Source organism: Alteromonas sp. CyTr2, from assembly GCF_947311905.1.
GTDB classification, from domain to species: Bacteria; Pseudomonadota; Gammaproteobacteria; order Enterobacterales; family Alteromonadaceae; genus Alteromonas; species Alteromonas macleodii.
The window spans coordinates 1-14,644 of the sequence record NZ_CAMZMZ010000057.1 but is presented as its reverse complement, the minus strand read 5'-3'; the positions used below and the strand labels follow the sequence as shown (position 1 = coordinate 14,644).

The window sequence follows — 14,644 nt, the reverse complement described above, 5'->3', positions numbered from 1 at the left end:
ATTTTAAACGCTCTATTGTGTTTTGACATAAAAAGACCCCCAATAATTGGAATGTCCAACTAATGGGGGTCACTTCATTGAGCGGTTTTTTTATTAGGGCTTTGAATGTTTTAGAACCACTTTACCTGCGATAACACAACGCGATGACGAACATGTTAAGTCTCGCCGAGTGGGTAGTTAACTAAGCAGGCTAGTATTAAGCCGTTTCTTTTCCAACCACTACTGTGTCGCGTCTTTCGTCCATTTCATCATTGCTTGGCGTTTTCAAATGCGCTGGCGTAAATTCTTCGCAGTCCATATTGCGCTGGTCCATAAAGCGCTTAACCGTTTCGGCGCAATAGGCTTTTCTACAGCATTGAGAGAGCAGCATTTCATGACGTTGTACACGCTCGCGAATAAATCTAACTACGAGTCCTCTAAGCCACTGTAAACCCGCGTCTTGATCCTGACGTTTGTGCCACATCACAGATAGCGGAGAGCTGACAATTTCTATTGGCGTTTCAAATACCGCCAGTTCCCCTGAGAAAATTTCTTTTTCCATTACCAAAGACGGTGCTACACAAATAAGGTTGCTCTCTTTTAGTAACGGTGTAGCGTTATAAAACTGGTTTACTGACATTGCCACGCGGCGTTTAAGGCCTAAATTCGCCAGCACCTGATCTGTAGGGCCAGTCACATCGCCTGTAACAGAAACCAGAAGATGATCAGCCGCGACAAAGTCTTCTAAAGTCAATTGAGATTTTGCTAATGGATGATCGGGGCGCATTACCACAACCCAGCTTGGGTCGAGAACATGTTCGGCATGAATAACAGAGCCAGGCTTCTGATATTTAGAGAAAGTGAGCTCTGCTTCAGCGTCCTTGAGTATTTTATCGGTTTCCATGTCGTAATTAGGAATGGCATGGATGTTAATACCTGGCGCTTCATTCTCAATCACTTTGCGTAGCGGCCCCCACACCATAGAAACGATGCTGTCAGTTGCAGCTATACGAAAGGTACGCTTAGCTGTTGCAGGGTTAAAGTCAGTTGGGTTAACGGCGACTTCGAGTTCGCCTAAAGGGCCCTGAATCTGACTCCATAAATTTTTAGCAAATGAGGTAGGCTGAATACCACGGCCGTCTTTAACGAACAGTTCATCTTTCCAAGCTGTGCGCATACGAGAAAGTGCGTTAGATACCGCAGGTTGCGTCATCGACAGCCTGTCAGCTGCGCGGGTAATTGCACCCTCGGTCATGATGGCATCAAAAATCATCAATAAATTTAAATCATGTGGACGCATGGTTGTCTCCGGTGTCTATTGCGGACAATCTACTTTCATCTATTGAACAATGAAAAAAGCTGCCGTTTACTTCGTTTTTGGCTATGTAATTTAACTGACATAGTTTAGTTATAGGTTATAGCTAAAAGCATTTATTTACCAAATGAATGCGACGAGCGACAATGGTACGCTATATCGCTGTAACCGTTGATTTCCCTAAGTTCTCGCTTTTTATACGGTTATTCTCATTTTCTCTGCGGAACCATTCTTCTAAATCTTTAAAAGCAGTTGTCTCTGTCAGCCCGATCTTCAATATATAACATCATATGATGTGTTGCATATAAAAAGATAATTATTTTTATTGTTGGTGGCGATGCATAATGCACGGCATCAAACTTTAGTTTAATTTTTAAGAGAATCTTGCAATGAAAACTTTTACCCGTTTATTGGCAATAGTAAGCCTAACTGCGCTTGTCGCTGCATGCGGTGGTGACGAGCAGGATCCAAGTCAATCAATGAGCGCTGGCGCAAATGCTGGTGTTCCTGTTGATGTGGCAACGGTAGTGTCTCAGCGTTTAACCGAGTGGGATAATTTTACAGGTCGTCTAGAGTCTCCGCAAATTGTTGCGCTTCGCCCTCGCGTGTCGGGCTATATTGATTTTGTTGCATTTGACGAAGGCGAATATGTCGAACAAGGGCAAACCTTATTCTTGATTGATAACCGCACGTTTAAAGCAGAAGTTGATCGATTGACTGCACAGCTTGAAGAAGCCAAAAGTCGCGTTCAGTTGGCTGAGCAAAACTATAGCCGTGCTTTTAAACTTCGTAAAACCCAGGCGGTTTCTGAAGAAGTTCTTGATGCCCGTTTAGCTGAGAAAAACCAAGCGCTTGCTAGCTTAAACCAAACGCAAGCCGCACTTGAAGTAGCGCGCCTAAACCGTGGTTTTGCTCGTGTTGAAGCACCTATTTCTGGACGTATTTCTCGCGCAAACATCACTGAAGGTAACTTTGTTACCGCAGGACAAACAGAGTTGACTCGTATCGTATCGACCGACCGTTTATATGCGTATTTCGATATTGATGAGCAGACATACCTAAACTATCTAACCGATAAATCAGCGGCTTCAACAGCAGTGAGCGAGCAGCCAGTAGCGATGCGCCTTGCTAACGAGTCTGATTATAACCACTGGGGTCAAATTGATTTTATCGACAACCAGGTTAACGGTAGCACCGGCACACTTCGCGTTCGCGCCGTATTCAATAATGAAGAAGGTCGCTTAATTCCGGGATTATTTGCACACTTAAAATTGGCAGGTGACACCGATGAACAGGGCATTCTTATTAAAGAAAAAGCTATCGGCACAGATCTTAATAATAAGTTTGTACTGGTTGTAAACGACGAAAGTAAAGTGGAATACCGTGCGGTTAAGCTAGGCGACAAAGTGGGTAGCATGCGCATCATCACAAGCGGCTTGAATGTAAACGACACCATTGTGGTTGATGGCTTACAGCGCGTTCGCCCTGGTGCCCAAGTAGCCGCTAACGAAGTGCCTATGGGTGATGAAGATGCTTTGGCAAACTTATCTAGCTGGCAGTCACGTGTTGATAATGCAACACAAGTAACCCAAAACTTGGCGCAGTATGAGGATGTTTTATCTGGTGGTTCATTTGCCACAGGTACAGCAACAGCAGGTCTTAAGTAATGAACATTTCGCAGTTTTTCATTAGCCGCCCGATTTTTGCGGGCGTGCTTTCCCTACTTATTTTTATAGGTGGTGCAATTGCTGTCTGGCAACTACCTATCACTGAATACCCAGAAGTAGTGCCGCCTACCGTGGTGGTAACTGCGAATTATCCCGGTGCAAACCCAGAAGTTATCGCCGAAACAGTTGCAACGCCGCTAGAGCAAGAAATTAACGGTGTTGAAAACATGCTGTATATGTCATCACAGGCAACCAGTGATGGCCGTATGACGCTAACAATTACGTTTGCCATTGGTACGGATCCAGATGAAGCCACAACGCTGGTACAAAACCGTGTAAATCGCGCGACACCGCGTTTACCTCAAGAAGTGCAGCGCTTAGGTGTGGTAACTGAAAAATCGTCACCAGATTTAACCATGGTTGTGCACCTGACGTCGCCGGATAATCGTTATGACATGCTTTATCTTTCAAACTATGCAGATCAGTTTGTTAAAGACGAGCTAGCGCGAATCAATGGCGTTGGGCAAGTGCGCCTGTTCGGTGCTGGTGAATTCAGCATGCGAGTGTGGTTAGACCCTAACAAACTGGCAGCGCTCCAGTTAAACCCTGGCGATGTGGCAGCCGCTATTGCCGACCAAAACCAGCAAGCGGCGGCAGGTAGCCTAGGTGCACAGCCTACGGGTACCAGCGAATTTCAGCTGCTTATCAATGTGCGCGGCCGTTTAAAAGATGAAGCCGAATTTGAAAATATTATTGTTAAGTCGGGTGAGAATGGTGAAATAACCCGTCTTAAAGACGTTGCGCGTATCGAACTAGGTTCAGAGTTTTATGCACTGCGTTCACTTATTAACAATAACCCTGCGGCAGCGGTGCCGGTTTTCCAAGCACCAGGCTCCAATGCAATCCAAATTTCAGATGACGTTCGCGCTCGTATGGCGGAACTGTCTAAGGCGTTCCCTGAAGGCCTTGAATACGAAATTGCCTACGACCCTACCGTATTTGTTCGCGGTTCGATTGAAGCGGTAATTAGTACACTTCTTGAAGCTGTATTGTTAGTTGTACTTGTTGTTGTACTGTTCTTACAAACATGGCGTGCGTCTATTATTCCACTCGTTGCAGTACCTATTTCACTTGTGGGAACGTTCGCGTTTATGCAGCTAATGGGCTTCTCGCTGAATGCACTGTCGCTGTTTGGTCTAGTGTTGGCAATCGGTATTGTAGTAGACGACGCCATCGTTGTTGTCGAAAACGTAGAGCGTAATATTTCTGAAGGCAAAGCGCCGTTTGAAGCCACCGTACAGGCAATGAAAGAAGTAACCGGTCCTATTATTGCCACAACCTTGGTACTTGCTGCGGTATTCGTACCTACTGCTTTCATGAGCGGTCTTACCGGGCAGTTCTATAAGCAGTTTGCCCTAACAATTACTATCTCTACGGTAATTTCTGCAATTAACTCGTTAACGCTTAGCCCTGCGTTATCTGCATTACTGTTGAAACCTCACGGTAAAGCGAATGACTGGTTAACCCGTTTAATGGATAAAGTGTTTGGCCGCTTTGTATTTTCACCGTTTAACCGTTTCTTTGACCGTAATTCAAAGCGCTACACTGGTGCTGTGGGTGGGCTTATCCGTAAGAGCAGTATCATCATGGTGCTTTACGCGGGTCTGCTAGGGCTCACTTACTTCCAGTTTGCCAATACACCAACAGGCTATGTTCCTCCGCAAGATAAGCAGTATCTGGTCGCCTTTGCTCAACTGCCTAATGCAGCAAGCTTAGACAGAACTGAAGAAGTGATCCGTGAAATGTCTCGTATTGCTATGGAACACCCTGGTGTTGAAGATGCAATTGCATTCCCTGGCTTGAATATTAACGGGTTTACCAATAGTCCAAGCTCAGGCGTGTTGTTTGCAACCCTGACTGACTTTGATAAAAGAACGACGCCTGATCTATCTGGTGGCGCCATTGCTGCACAGCTTAACCAGAACTTTGGGTCTATAAAAGGTGCCTTTGTGGCAATATTCCCGCCGCCACCAGTAATGGGGTTAGGCACGATTGGTGGTTTCCGTTTACAGGTCGAAGACAGAGGGAACCTAGGCTTTGAAGAACTTGAGCGTGTAACGCAAGAAGTGATCGGCAAAGCGTGGGCACACCCAGCGCTTACCGATGCATTCACTAGCTTCACTGTTGCTGTACCTCAGCTCGATGTAGATGTAGACCGTGAAAAAGCGGTAAGCCAAGGTGTAAACATCGATACCTTGTTTACCACCATGCAGGGCTACTTAGGTTCGTTATACGTGAACGACTTCAACTTGTTCGGTAGAACTTACCAAGTAAATGTACAAGCTGATGCCCAATACCGTCAGGATATTGAGAACATTACGCAGTTTAAAGTGCGTAATGCACAAGGTGAGATGATCCCGCTTGGCTCATTCTTGAATATTGAGCACAGTGCAGGCCCTGACCGTGTTATGCACTATAACGGATACGTCACCGCTGAAATAAACGGTGCAGCAGCGCCAGGCTATTCTTCTGACCAGGCGAAGGCAGCTATTGAAGAAATTCTGGCTGAAACGTTACCACTTGGCATGACTTACGAGTGGACTGAGATCACCTATCAGCAAATATTAGCGGGCAATGCATCGGCGTTTGTATTCCCATTAGTTGTGCTTTTGGTGTTCTTAGTACTGGCTGCACAATACGAAAGCCTGCGTTTGCCACTGGCAATCATATTGATTGTTCCCATGACCTTGCTGAGCGCGCTTATTGGTGTGCAAGTTTATGGCGGCGACAACAATATTTTTACCCAAATAGGTTTGATTGTACTGGTTGGCCTTGCAACGAAGAACGCTATTCTTATTGTCGAGTTTGCAAAAGAGCTACAAGACAAGGGGATGGACGCGCTTTCAGCCATTAAAGAAGCAAGTCGCTTACGTCTTCGTCCAATACTAATGACATCCATTGCTTTTATTATGGGTGTGCTACCAATGGCGGTATCAACCGGTGCCGGCTCTGAAATGCGTCAAGCCATGGGTGTGGCAGTATTCTCAGGCATGATTGGTGTTACCGTATTTGGACTTATCTTGACTCCGGTTTTTTATTACCTGATACAGCGTAAAGGTTAACTCTCCCGTCTACCCAAGCGTTGCCCTCTTAAAGGGCTTTTTAGGCCACTCATTTGAGTGGCCTTTTTTTTGCCACCATTGGTCAGCTTTTATCTCGTTTTTTGAAACCGAAAAGCTTATATTCGCTTGTATACTGGTGAAAACAGAAAGAATGGAGATTCGAATGAAAATAGGTGCGGCGATAGTAATGGCGATGGGCATGGTGGTTGCTGTGTCTTTGCTTGGTGTTCAGGTGTCTTCTGCCATGAACGATATGCAAACGTGGGATAGAGTAGTAACCGTAAAAGGGTTGTCAGAGCGAGAATACATCGCTGATCAGGTTATTTGGCCTATTCAATTTGTCGACGCGGGCAATGACTTACCTCAACTGTATGAACATATTGAAAAGAATAGCCTTCAGGTGGCTAACTTTTTAGAAGAGAAGGGCATTTCAGCAGAAAGCATTACTATTGGAAAGCCTGAAATAAATGACAAATTGGCGCAACAATACGGAAGTAGTGAAAAAGCGCCATTTCGCTACAGTGCCATTCAAACCGTTACTGTCTTTTCAAATGATGTTGAAAAGGTGCGAGCCCTTATGCAGCAAATTGGGGAGTTAATTAAAACTGGTATTGTATTATCAGACCAAAGCTACCGCGCTCAGCCCGACTATGTATTTACGCGCTTAAACGAAGTAAAGCCGGAAATGATTGAAGAAGCTACGCTCAATGCGAGAGAGGTTGCGGAAAAATTTGCCAAAGATTCAAAAAGTACTTTGGGCAAAATTAAGCGCGCTAACCAAGGGCAATTCAGTATTTCTAGTCGCGACAGTCATCATCCACATATAAAGAAAGTGCGCGTGGTTTCTACTGTCGAATACACACTTATCGACTAGCGCATCAGGCTTTCGAACATGGTATAGCAGTCAACAGGCAGTATTTCGTGCTATGCTTTGTAGTATCGAAAAGGCCTGCGAGTCGAATTGCTTAGTTTTAAAGCAGCGTGGCTTAGATGATTGGAATGCCTTACTGCTAATATCTAGTGGCTAGATGGTGGAGTATGCGTTTTAATTTATATTGATAAAGCTAAAACGTGGCCACTGTTGCTTGCTTGAAAATGCAGCCCAGGTGGTATTCGTTTCACCTTTTGAAGGTTATGCCACTGACATGACGGAACAAAAATCACAATCCCAACAGCTGGAGTTTTTTGAAATTCCAAGCCCATGCATTGGTGTGTGTGAGTCAGGTCCAAGGGGTTTCTGTAAAGGGTGCTATCGAAGTCGCGACGAGCGCCTGTACTGGCTTAAGGTTGATGATGCAACTAAACGTAAAATAATCAGCGCCTGTGCTCGGCGCAAAAAAGCGGTGCTGACGCGCGCTCGCAAGCAACAGCAAAAAGAGCTGGGGGAATCAATTGGGCAGTTCACGCTGTTTGATGATCCGCCAAGTTCAGAATAAGCGGCCTTGAGTTTGTAAAAAGTAGACTGAGAGTTTCTAGATGTCGTTAGATAAGTATGTTTCGTATGCCGCGAAATCATTTACGTTACCGGATATATGCGTGCGCCTGCGTTCAACATTAGACGATCCCCGTTCCAGCGCCGAGGATATTGGCGAGCTTATAAGTGCTGATCCCTCTCTTACCGCGAAGGTACTAAGGCTGGCGAATAGCTCGCTGTTTCGGTTTCCTTCTCAAGTAGAATCTGTTGCTAAAGCAATCAGTGTGATTGGAGGCGAAGCCCTGTATAACTTGGTAATTGCAGAAACTGCCAGCACAGCATTTAAACGCTTTGATACTAAGTTAATAAATTTAGACAAACATTGGTATGCATCAGTGTATTGCGGCATGGTGGCCAAAAGTCTTGCGATGAGACTTAACGTGCGCGGAGCAGAACGCTTCTTTGTAATGGGTATATTGCAAAACTTAAGTGAACTGGTCGTGGCCAAGAAAGAAACTAAACGCTATCAGTCATACCTGAATGCTGAGACGAACGGGTTACCGCACGTTAATCAGTTGGAGCATTTCGGTTTTACGTTTGCTCATTGCAGCGGTATCATACTAGAAAATTGGCACTTACCTATTGGGTTGTACTATCCGGTAACGTTCATGAATGATGAAGCTAAACATAAATCTGATGTAGATATCTGCGTCCTGTGTTTAGCAAATCGAATTACGGTAAGTCAGTTAAATAAAGAAAGTTACGCTGACATTGAACTTTTTACCCCTGAGATAGCCAATACAGTAAGTCTCAACATGGAAGTGATAAGCAATTCAATTGAATACGCCGAACAAGAAACGGCAAAAATTGTGTCGCTTATTCACTGAGCTTTCGGTGCAACAACTTCGTTACTTTACTGATAATTAGCAAAATGTAGTAAAGCTCATCCAGAGGATTGGTATAACAAGCGTCGTACTAAGACGTAATCTAAAAACTATAAAGCTCAACGTAAATCAGATTATGTTCAAAAAAATCTTCCGGCCAAGCATTGTTGTTGGCATTGTTTGTTGCTGCGCGTGTGTGCACGCAAGTGCGAGGGATCTTATACAAACCCTCTATCACGCAGACTTCACGCCCGACACCGATGACGAAATTCCTCGTTTTACACTAGACGGTGAACTAGGTGTACTTGTAAACACCGGAAACACCTCAGCTGCCAGTGTGAAAGCCGCGGTCAATGCGGACCATGAAACAGAAAATTGGAGCAGTATCTACTTCGCAGAGTTGCTCTATAAAGAAAGCGGTACGCCAACAACAGAGCGGGACATCAGCGCCCAGCGCTTTTTCACTAGCGCGCAGTTCGACTATAAACTAATGACGCCTGGTCGCCGTCTTTTTATGTACGGTGATTACGAAGACGATCAATTTACCGGTTACGATCACCGTGCTTCGCTGGCAGCGGGCTGGTCTCAGCGCCTCTGGCGCAGTGAAGACAGTGAGTTTCGCTATAGCATTGGTCCTGGCTACAGTTTTATTGAAGCTGAAGAAGATAATGAAAGCGTAGTCAACGATGGCATCATTGTAAGAGCGTCCGCCGAATATAAATACCACTGGAGTTCGGGCGCCAAGTTAAGGCAGTTTGTTAGCACTGAGGCGGGTGAAGAAAATATGAAATCGCGCTCAGAAACTTCGCTTTCAGCCAACGTATTCGGTTCACTGGCGATGAAGTTATCCTTCATACTAAACCATGAAACAGACACCGCCGAAGATGTCGCAGCCTTAAGCACAGAGACCTCCGTGGCGCTGGTCTATCAGTTTTTTTAGTCAATTAGTGTAAATTAACGGGTTATCTTTGGCATTTTACCGTGTTCGCATTGACTGAGAGCTTTGAAAATGTACACTGCGCACCGTTGTTTGCAGTGCTTGCCGCCTCGCGGCACTGTCTAGCAGATCTCTTTAAAAACTCGTGTTGTACCGCCTTGCAGTTCAAAAGGTATCGAGTACAACGAATGGACCGATAATCAATAGGATTGTTCAATGAAAAAGCAAGTGCTTGCATCTTTAGTTGCAATTTCTCTTTCTCCAGCCGCTTTCGCTCAAGACGATGAAGTTAAGCCTTTTACAATGGAAGGCGAACTAGGTTTTATTTCGACTTCAGGTAACACTGAAACCACGTCAATCAGTGCGGGTATACAGGCTCACCAAGAGCTTGAAAAATGGAGTAACGACTACGTTTTAAAAGGTCTGTACAAACAGGAAACTGTTCAACAAGAAAATGATGCAGGCGAGCAAGAAGATATCGAGTTTACTTCTGCACAGAAGTTCTTTGGTTCAGCCCAGGGTAACTACAAACTAGAAAATCCTGATAACCGTTTATTCGGCTTCGCTTCATATGAAGACGACCGCTTTAGTAACTTTAATTACCAATCAACTATTGCGGCGGGTTGGAACCAAAAAGTACTTGAGAACAAGCGCCACACCCTTGAATATTCAATCGGTCCTGGTTACTCATTCATCGAAACTCAGGATGGCGAAGATCTTGACAGCGTAATCGTTCGTGCGTCATCAGCTTATTCTTGGAAAATTTCTGATACGGCTAAATTTACGCAAACAGTAAGTACCGAAGTGGGTTCTGACAACACGAAATCTCGTGCTGAGTCTGCACTTACAGCTACAATCAGCGGTAACCTTTCAATGCGTCTTTCTTTCAAACTTGATCACAACACCAATGTTGACGACGACGTTGAAAAACTAGACACAGAAACTGCAGTTAGCTTAGTCTACAACTTCTTCTAAGCCTACCTTATATGCTCAGCGCACTGAAGTAGGGCTGGGCACTTCAACGCATTGAAGTAAAATCACAGGCATAAAAAAACGCTGCACATTGTGCAGCGTTTTTATTTAGTCTTAAAACAACTCTTCTTAGTGAAGAATACGTGTCTTAATTGTGCCATCAATTTGCTGAAGCTCCGCAAGTGCTTCATAACCACGGTCTTCTTTAACATCAACTACTACATAACCAATTTCTGCGTTAGTTTGTAGGTACTGGGCTTCGATGTTGATGCCTTTTTCTGCAAACGCTTGGTTAATCTGAGTAAGAATACCTGGCTGGTTTTTGTGTACGTGAAGTAGGCGTGAACGACCAGTATGTTCTGGCAGTGACACTTCAGGGAAGTTAACGGCTGACAGCGTTGAACCGTTGTCGCTGTACTTCGCGAGTTTACCCGCCACTTCAATACCAATATTTTCTTGCGCTTCTTGCGTGCTGCCGCCCACATGCGGGGTCAGAATGACATTATCGAACGCGCGAAGCGGCGACTCGAATTCTTCAGTATTAGATTTAGGCTCAACCGGGAATACATCAATAGCAGCGCCGTTTAGTTGGCCGCTTTCCAATGCCTTCGCAAGCGCATCGATATCTACCACAGTACCGCGAGACGCGTTAATCAAAATGCTGCCTTTCTTCATTTGAGACAGTTCTTTTTCACCAATCATATCTTGAGTTTGTGGTGTTTCAGGAACGTGAAGTGAAACAACGTCAGAGGTATTAAGCAGCTTTTCAAGCGATTTTACTTGGGCAGAATTACCTAGCACAAGCTTGTCTTCGATATCGAAAAATTGAACGCGCATACCTAGGTGTTCAGCAAGAATACTCAGCTGTGTGCCTATATGACCATAGCCAATGATACCAAGTGTCTTTCCGCGGGCTTCATATGAGCCGACTGCCGTTTTTTCCCACTCACCGCGGTGAGCCTTGGCATTTTTACTCGGCACCTGGCGAAGTAAAAGGATAATTTGGCCAAGTACAAGTTCTGCAACCGAGCGAGTGTTGGAAAATGGCGCGTTAAACACGGGAATGCCGCGGCGTTGTGTGGCTTCAAGATCAACTTGGTTGGTGCCAATACAGAAACAACCGATAGCCACAAGCTTTTGTGCTGCTTCAACTACCTTCTCTGTAATTTGAGTGCGCGAGCGAATACCAACAAAGTGGGCGTCTTTAATTTTCTCAATTAACTCGTCTTCAGGAAGAGAGGTCTTGAGAAATTCAATATTGCTATACCCATTGCTTTTTAGTGTCTCCAAAGCACTTTGGTGAACACCTTCCAACAACAAAATTCGGATCTTATCCTTCTCTAATGAAACTTTGCTCATGAACTCGCTATCTCTCACTGATGTAATTTTGGTTTGCTTGCACCGCCAATTCAAGACTCTCAGAAACCTGCCAGTATGAAACACAAAGCTGTGTATAACCTGCGCTGCAACGACATCGCTTTGCAGCTCTGAAAGCCTTGCTTGGGCGTTATTGCTACCAAGCTTTTATAATCACGTTGATTGCTTTCGTTATTAAGGAATTGGCCTTAACTAACGTAAAAGTTGAGACGCTTAGTGAACTTCTTTTAAGGACATCTAGACGTCTAAACGGAAACTAACAGAAAACGCGTTAAGTTGAAAGTAGTATTTTGTATAGCTTTTCACCGCACTATACGTCTTACTCAGTTATCACTTAAAGGTTTCAACACCACTATCTGTAGCACTTAGCACTATGTCCGCGCCTCGTAGTGCGAAAATGCCGTTCGTTACCACGCCAGGAATATTATTTATTTTTTGTTCTAGCTCACGAGGATTTAGAATCTCAAGGTTGTGAACATCTAAAATAACGTTGCCGTTATCGGTGACAACACCTTGTCTATATTCAGGATCGCCACCAAGCTTTACTAGCTCTCGTGCTACGAAAGAGCGAGCCATGGGAATAACTTCAACGGGAAGGGGGAACGAGCCCAACACAGGAACGCGCTTGCTTTCATCAACAATACACACAAACGTGGTCGCCGCACCGGCTACAATTTTCTCGCGAGTGAGTGCTGCGCCTCCGCCTTTAATCATATGCTTGTGTTCGGTCACTTCATCGGCACCGTCGATATAAACCGATAGATTGCTGACTTCGTTTAACTCGAATACCTCAATGCCTAAGGCTTTTAAACGCTCGGTAGAGGCTTCTGAACTTGATACTGCACCTTCAATTTTGTGTTTAATTTTACCGAGTTCTTCAATAAAGAAATTTACGGTAGAACCTGTACCCACACCGACAATGCTGTCTGCTTCAACATATTCGATGGCTGCTTTGGCTACGGCTTGTTTTTTTGCGTTCTGATCCATTGTCATTCTCCGACTTATTGTGTTCGCAAGTGTAACTTATAAGCGCACGTGAACCCACAAGTTCGTATGTTCAATTTGTTATAATGACTATCACGGTTTAGTGAATTGCAGTGTGCGCGAGGGCGTCACGATGGCATCAAGGGGGACATCCCATGGTGCAACGGGCAGAGCATCTACTTCTTGAATGTCGTGGGCAATACCCACTAACTTAGGCGTTTTACTAACCGAAAATGAATGTGAATCTGGCGCGCGTTGGGTAAAACTCAAAGTTCGGTCGTAGTAGCCGCCCCCCATACCCAGGCGATTGCCGTTTACATCAAACCCTACAAGCGGCATAAGAATAACGTCGCATTGCCTAACAGGAACGACGTTTTCACACGACAATACTGGCTCTTCAATGTTGTACTTATTCTTCACCAATTGAGAGTGCTGGGTATAAGACAAAAATAACAAATGTCCTTTACATACGGGGTGTAATACAGGTAGAGCGAATTTTTTATCATGTGAAGACTGCCAAATAGACTCGATAAAATAGGTTAAATTGACCTCGCCATCGTTAACCAAATATCCGGCTATGGTCGTGCTGTTATCAAGAAAGGGCAGTGTACGTAGTCGTGAAGCAATGCGCTTAGCGGCGTCCGTATGTTGCTGGTTAGTTAACCCTCGGCGTGCCTCGCGAAGCTTTTTTCTAAGCTGAGCGCGGGCCTGCATGTCTTCATTAGAAACGCTTGTTTGTATGGTTTGCGACGGCGCAATCAGCGTTGGTTTCATTGCTAAAGCTGGTGCTGAAGCCGTTTCCGTTGAATTAATCTTGTTAGACGCCAACGATCTAGAAGTACCGCTTCCTGAAGATGAGGGGGACATGGTAGAGGAGTTCTCCTGTCTTACAATTGAGTTAGCTTATACTACCACGGCTGTTAAAAAGGTTTGTTGGGCTAGGTAAAGATGACTCAGGTAAAATCACTGTGGTAAAACTACTTAGATAAAACTACTTAAATAAAACGAATAGATTCATTGGTCTGCATGCCCTAAATAGTGATTGAGCACACGCACCAATTCACTACTATCTATGGGTTTAGTGAGTACGTCATCAAGACCTTGTTTTCGCAAATATTCAGGCTGGGTAATGACATCGGCCGTCAATGCAACAATAGGTAAGTTTGGCTTAAACCCCTTTATTTTTACTGTTGCTTCATCGCCTTGAATACCTGGTAAATTAAGATCCATAAGAACTAAGTCGACGGGATTAGACTTGGCGTATTCAACGCCTTCCTCGCCAGTGCTTACCACAGAAAGCGACACGCCCAGTTTTTCAAACAAAGTTTGAATAACCACTTGGTTTATATAGTGGTCTTCAACTACCAATACATTTACTGAGTTATCTATGTTTACTTGGGCAACAAAGCTACGCGGTTGTGCCTCAACGAACTGGTTTGTGCTTAGGGCGTCGGCAGGTAAGGTCACACTTATTCGGGTACCGTGATTCAACTTACTACTAACTTTAATAGACCCGTCCATGAGCTCGACAAGGCGCTTCGATATATTCAAGCCTAAGCCGGTTCCACTTATCTGACGGGCGTTTTCCATTCGCTCGAAAGGTGTAAAAAGCCGCTTTTGATCGTCATCGCTCATACCAATGCCTTGATCAATGACATTAAATATTACCTTGCCGCTTTTGTATTTTACCTGCGCGTTTACTGACTTGCCGTGATTAGTGAACTTAATCGCATTCGACAGTAAGTTAAGTGCTATTTGACCAAATTTGGTGTCATCGAAAAACAACGAGTCGGGCACAGCGTCATCAATACTGGTGCTAAATACGATACCGCTGTCTTCAGCGCGGATCTTAGTAAGCGAAAATAAGTGGGTGAAAAAGTCTTTGGTATTCACCGCGCGTGGCATTACACGCATTTTGACGTGGTCAACCAAAATTGACCAACCCAGTTAAGCTACTTTTTTCAATTTCTTCATGTCCGCCTCATATTGATTT

The 14,644-nt window shown here is 44.6% G+C and carries 12 protein-coding genes; 7 read left to right on the top strand and 5 right to left on the bottom strand.

The window, feature by feature from the left end:
• Nucleotides 1-196: 196 nt before the first annotated feature.
• Nucleotides 197-1,279, bottom strand: coding sequence for a LysR family transcriptional regulator (locus tag QME20_RS18980; RefSeq protein WP_281716451.1), 1,083 nt, complete (start codon nucleotides 1,277-1,279; stop codon nucleotides 197-199).
• Nucleotides 1,280-1,683: 404 nt separating this feature from the next.
• Here QME20_RS18980 and QME20_RS18975 point away from each other — a divergent pair, with 404 nt between their 5' ends.
• The 7 genes from QME20_RS18975 to QME20_RS18945 all read left to right on the top strand — a co-directional run bounded on the left by QME20_RS18975 (nucleotide 1,684) and on the right by QME20_RS18945 (nucleotide 10,293).
• The gene (locus QME20_RS18975) at nucleotides 1,684-2,961 is read left to right on the top strand and encodes an efflux RND transporter periplasmic adaptor subunit (protein WP_281716450.1); all 1,278 of its coding nucleotides are present in this window, start codon (nucleotides 1,684-1,686) and stop codon (nucleotides 2,959-2,961) included.
• Nucleotides 2,961-6,083: a multidrug efflux RND transporter permease subunit gene (locus QME20_RS18970; protein WP_014977213.1), complete on the top strand. Its 3,123-nt coding sequence runs from the start codon at nucleotides 2,961-2,963 to the stop codon at nucleotides 6,081-6,083. The genes QME20_RS18975 and QME20_RS18970 overlap by 1 nt, the downstream gene beginning before the upstream one ends.
• 163 nt (nucleotides 6,084-6,246) lie before the next feature.
• Nucleotides 6,247-6,957: an SIMPL domain-containing protein gene (locus QME20_RS18965; RefSeq protein WP_168462677.1), complete on the top strand. Its 711-nt coding sequence runs from the start codon at nucleotides 6,247-6,249 to the stop codon at nucleotides 6,955-6,957.
• A gap of 271 nt (nucleotides 6,958-7,228) precedes the next feature.
• Nucleotides 7,229-7,519 (top strand): DUF1289 domain-containing protein, encoded by a 291-nt coding sequence (locus QME20_RS18960; protein WP_039228189.1) that lies wholly within the window; start codon nucleotides 7,229-7,231, stop codon nucleotides 7,517-7,519.
• A gap of 40 nt (nucleotides 7,520-7,559) precedes the next feature.
• On the top strand, nucleotides 7,560-8,384 hold the full coding sequence (locus QME20_RS18955; protein WP_281716449.1) for an HDOD domain-containing protein: 825 nt from the start codon (nucleotides 7,560-7,562) through the stop codon (nucleotides 8,382-8,384).
• Between the two features lie 133 nt (nucleotides 8,385-8,517).
• Entirely contained in the window at nucleotides 8,518-9,321 is an 804-nt protein-coding gene (locus QME20_RS18950; RefSeq protein WP_239218169.1) for a DUF481 domain-containing protein, read from the top strand.
• Nucleotides 9,322-9,534: 213 nt separating this feature from the next.
• Nucleotides 9,535-10,293 carry a DUF481 domain-containing protein gene (locus QME20_RS18945; RefSeq protein ID WP_014950387.1) on the top strand — a complete coding sequence of 253 codons (759 nt, stop codon included), beginning with the start codon at nucleotides 9,535-9,537 and terminating at the stop codon, nucleotides 10,291-10,293.
• A 126-nt stretch (nucleotides 10,294-10,419) separates the two neighbouring features.
• On the opposite strand, the gene serA is transcribed toward QME20_RS18945, so the two are convergent.
• The 4 genes from serA to QME20_RS18925 all read right to left on the bottom strand — a co-directional run bounded on the left by serA (nucleotide 10,420) and on the right by QME20_RS18925 (nucleotide 14,565).
• Nucleotides 10,420-11,649, bottom strand: a complete 1,230-nt coding sequence (gene serA / locus QME20_RS18940) for a phosphoglycerate dehydrogenase (RefSeq protein ID WP_014980012.1) — start codon at nucleotides 11,647-11,649, stop codon at nucleotides 10,420-10,422.
• Between the two features lie 348 nt (nucleotides 11,650-11,997).
• Nucleotides 11,998-12,654: a ribose-5-phosphate isomerase RpiA gene (rpiA, locus tag QME20_RS18935; RefSeq protein ID WP_014950385.1), complete on the bottom strand. Its 657-nt coding sequence runs from the start codon at nucleotides 12,652-12,654 to the stop codon at nucleotides 11,998-12,000.
• A gap of 90 nt (nucleotides 12,655-12,744) precedes the next feature.
• The gene (locus QME20_RS18930) at nucleotides 12,745-13,518 is read right to left on the bottom strand and encodes a 5-formyltetrahydrofolate cyclo-ligase (RefSeq protein ID WP_239245155.1); all 774 of its coding nucleotides are present in this window, start codon (nucleotides 13,516-13,518) and stop codon (nucleotides 12,745-12,747) included.
• Between the two features lie 147 nt (nucleotides 13,519-13,665).
• Nucleotides 13,666-14,565 carry an ATP-binding protein gene (locus tag QME20_RS18925; protein ID WP_281716448.1) on the bottom strand — a complete coding sequence of 300 codons (900 nt, stop codon included), beginning with the start codon at nucleotides 14,563-14,565 and terminating at the stop codon, nucleotides 13,666-13,668.
• Nucleotides 14,566-14,644: the final 79 nt, after the last annotated feature.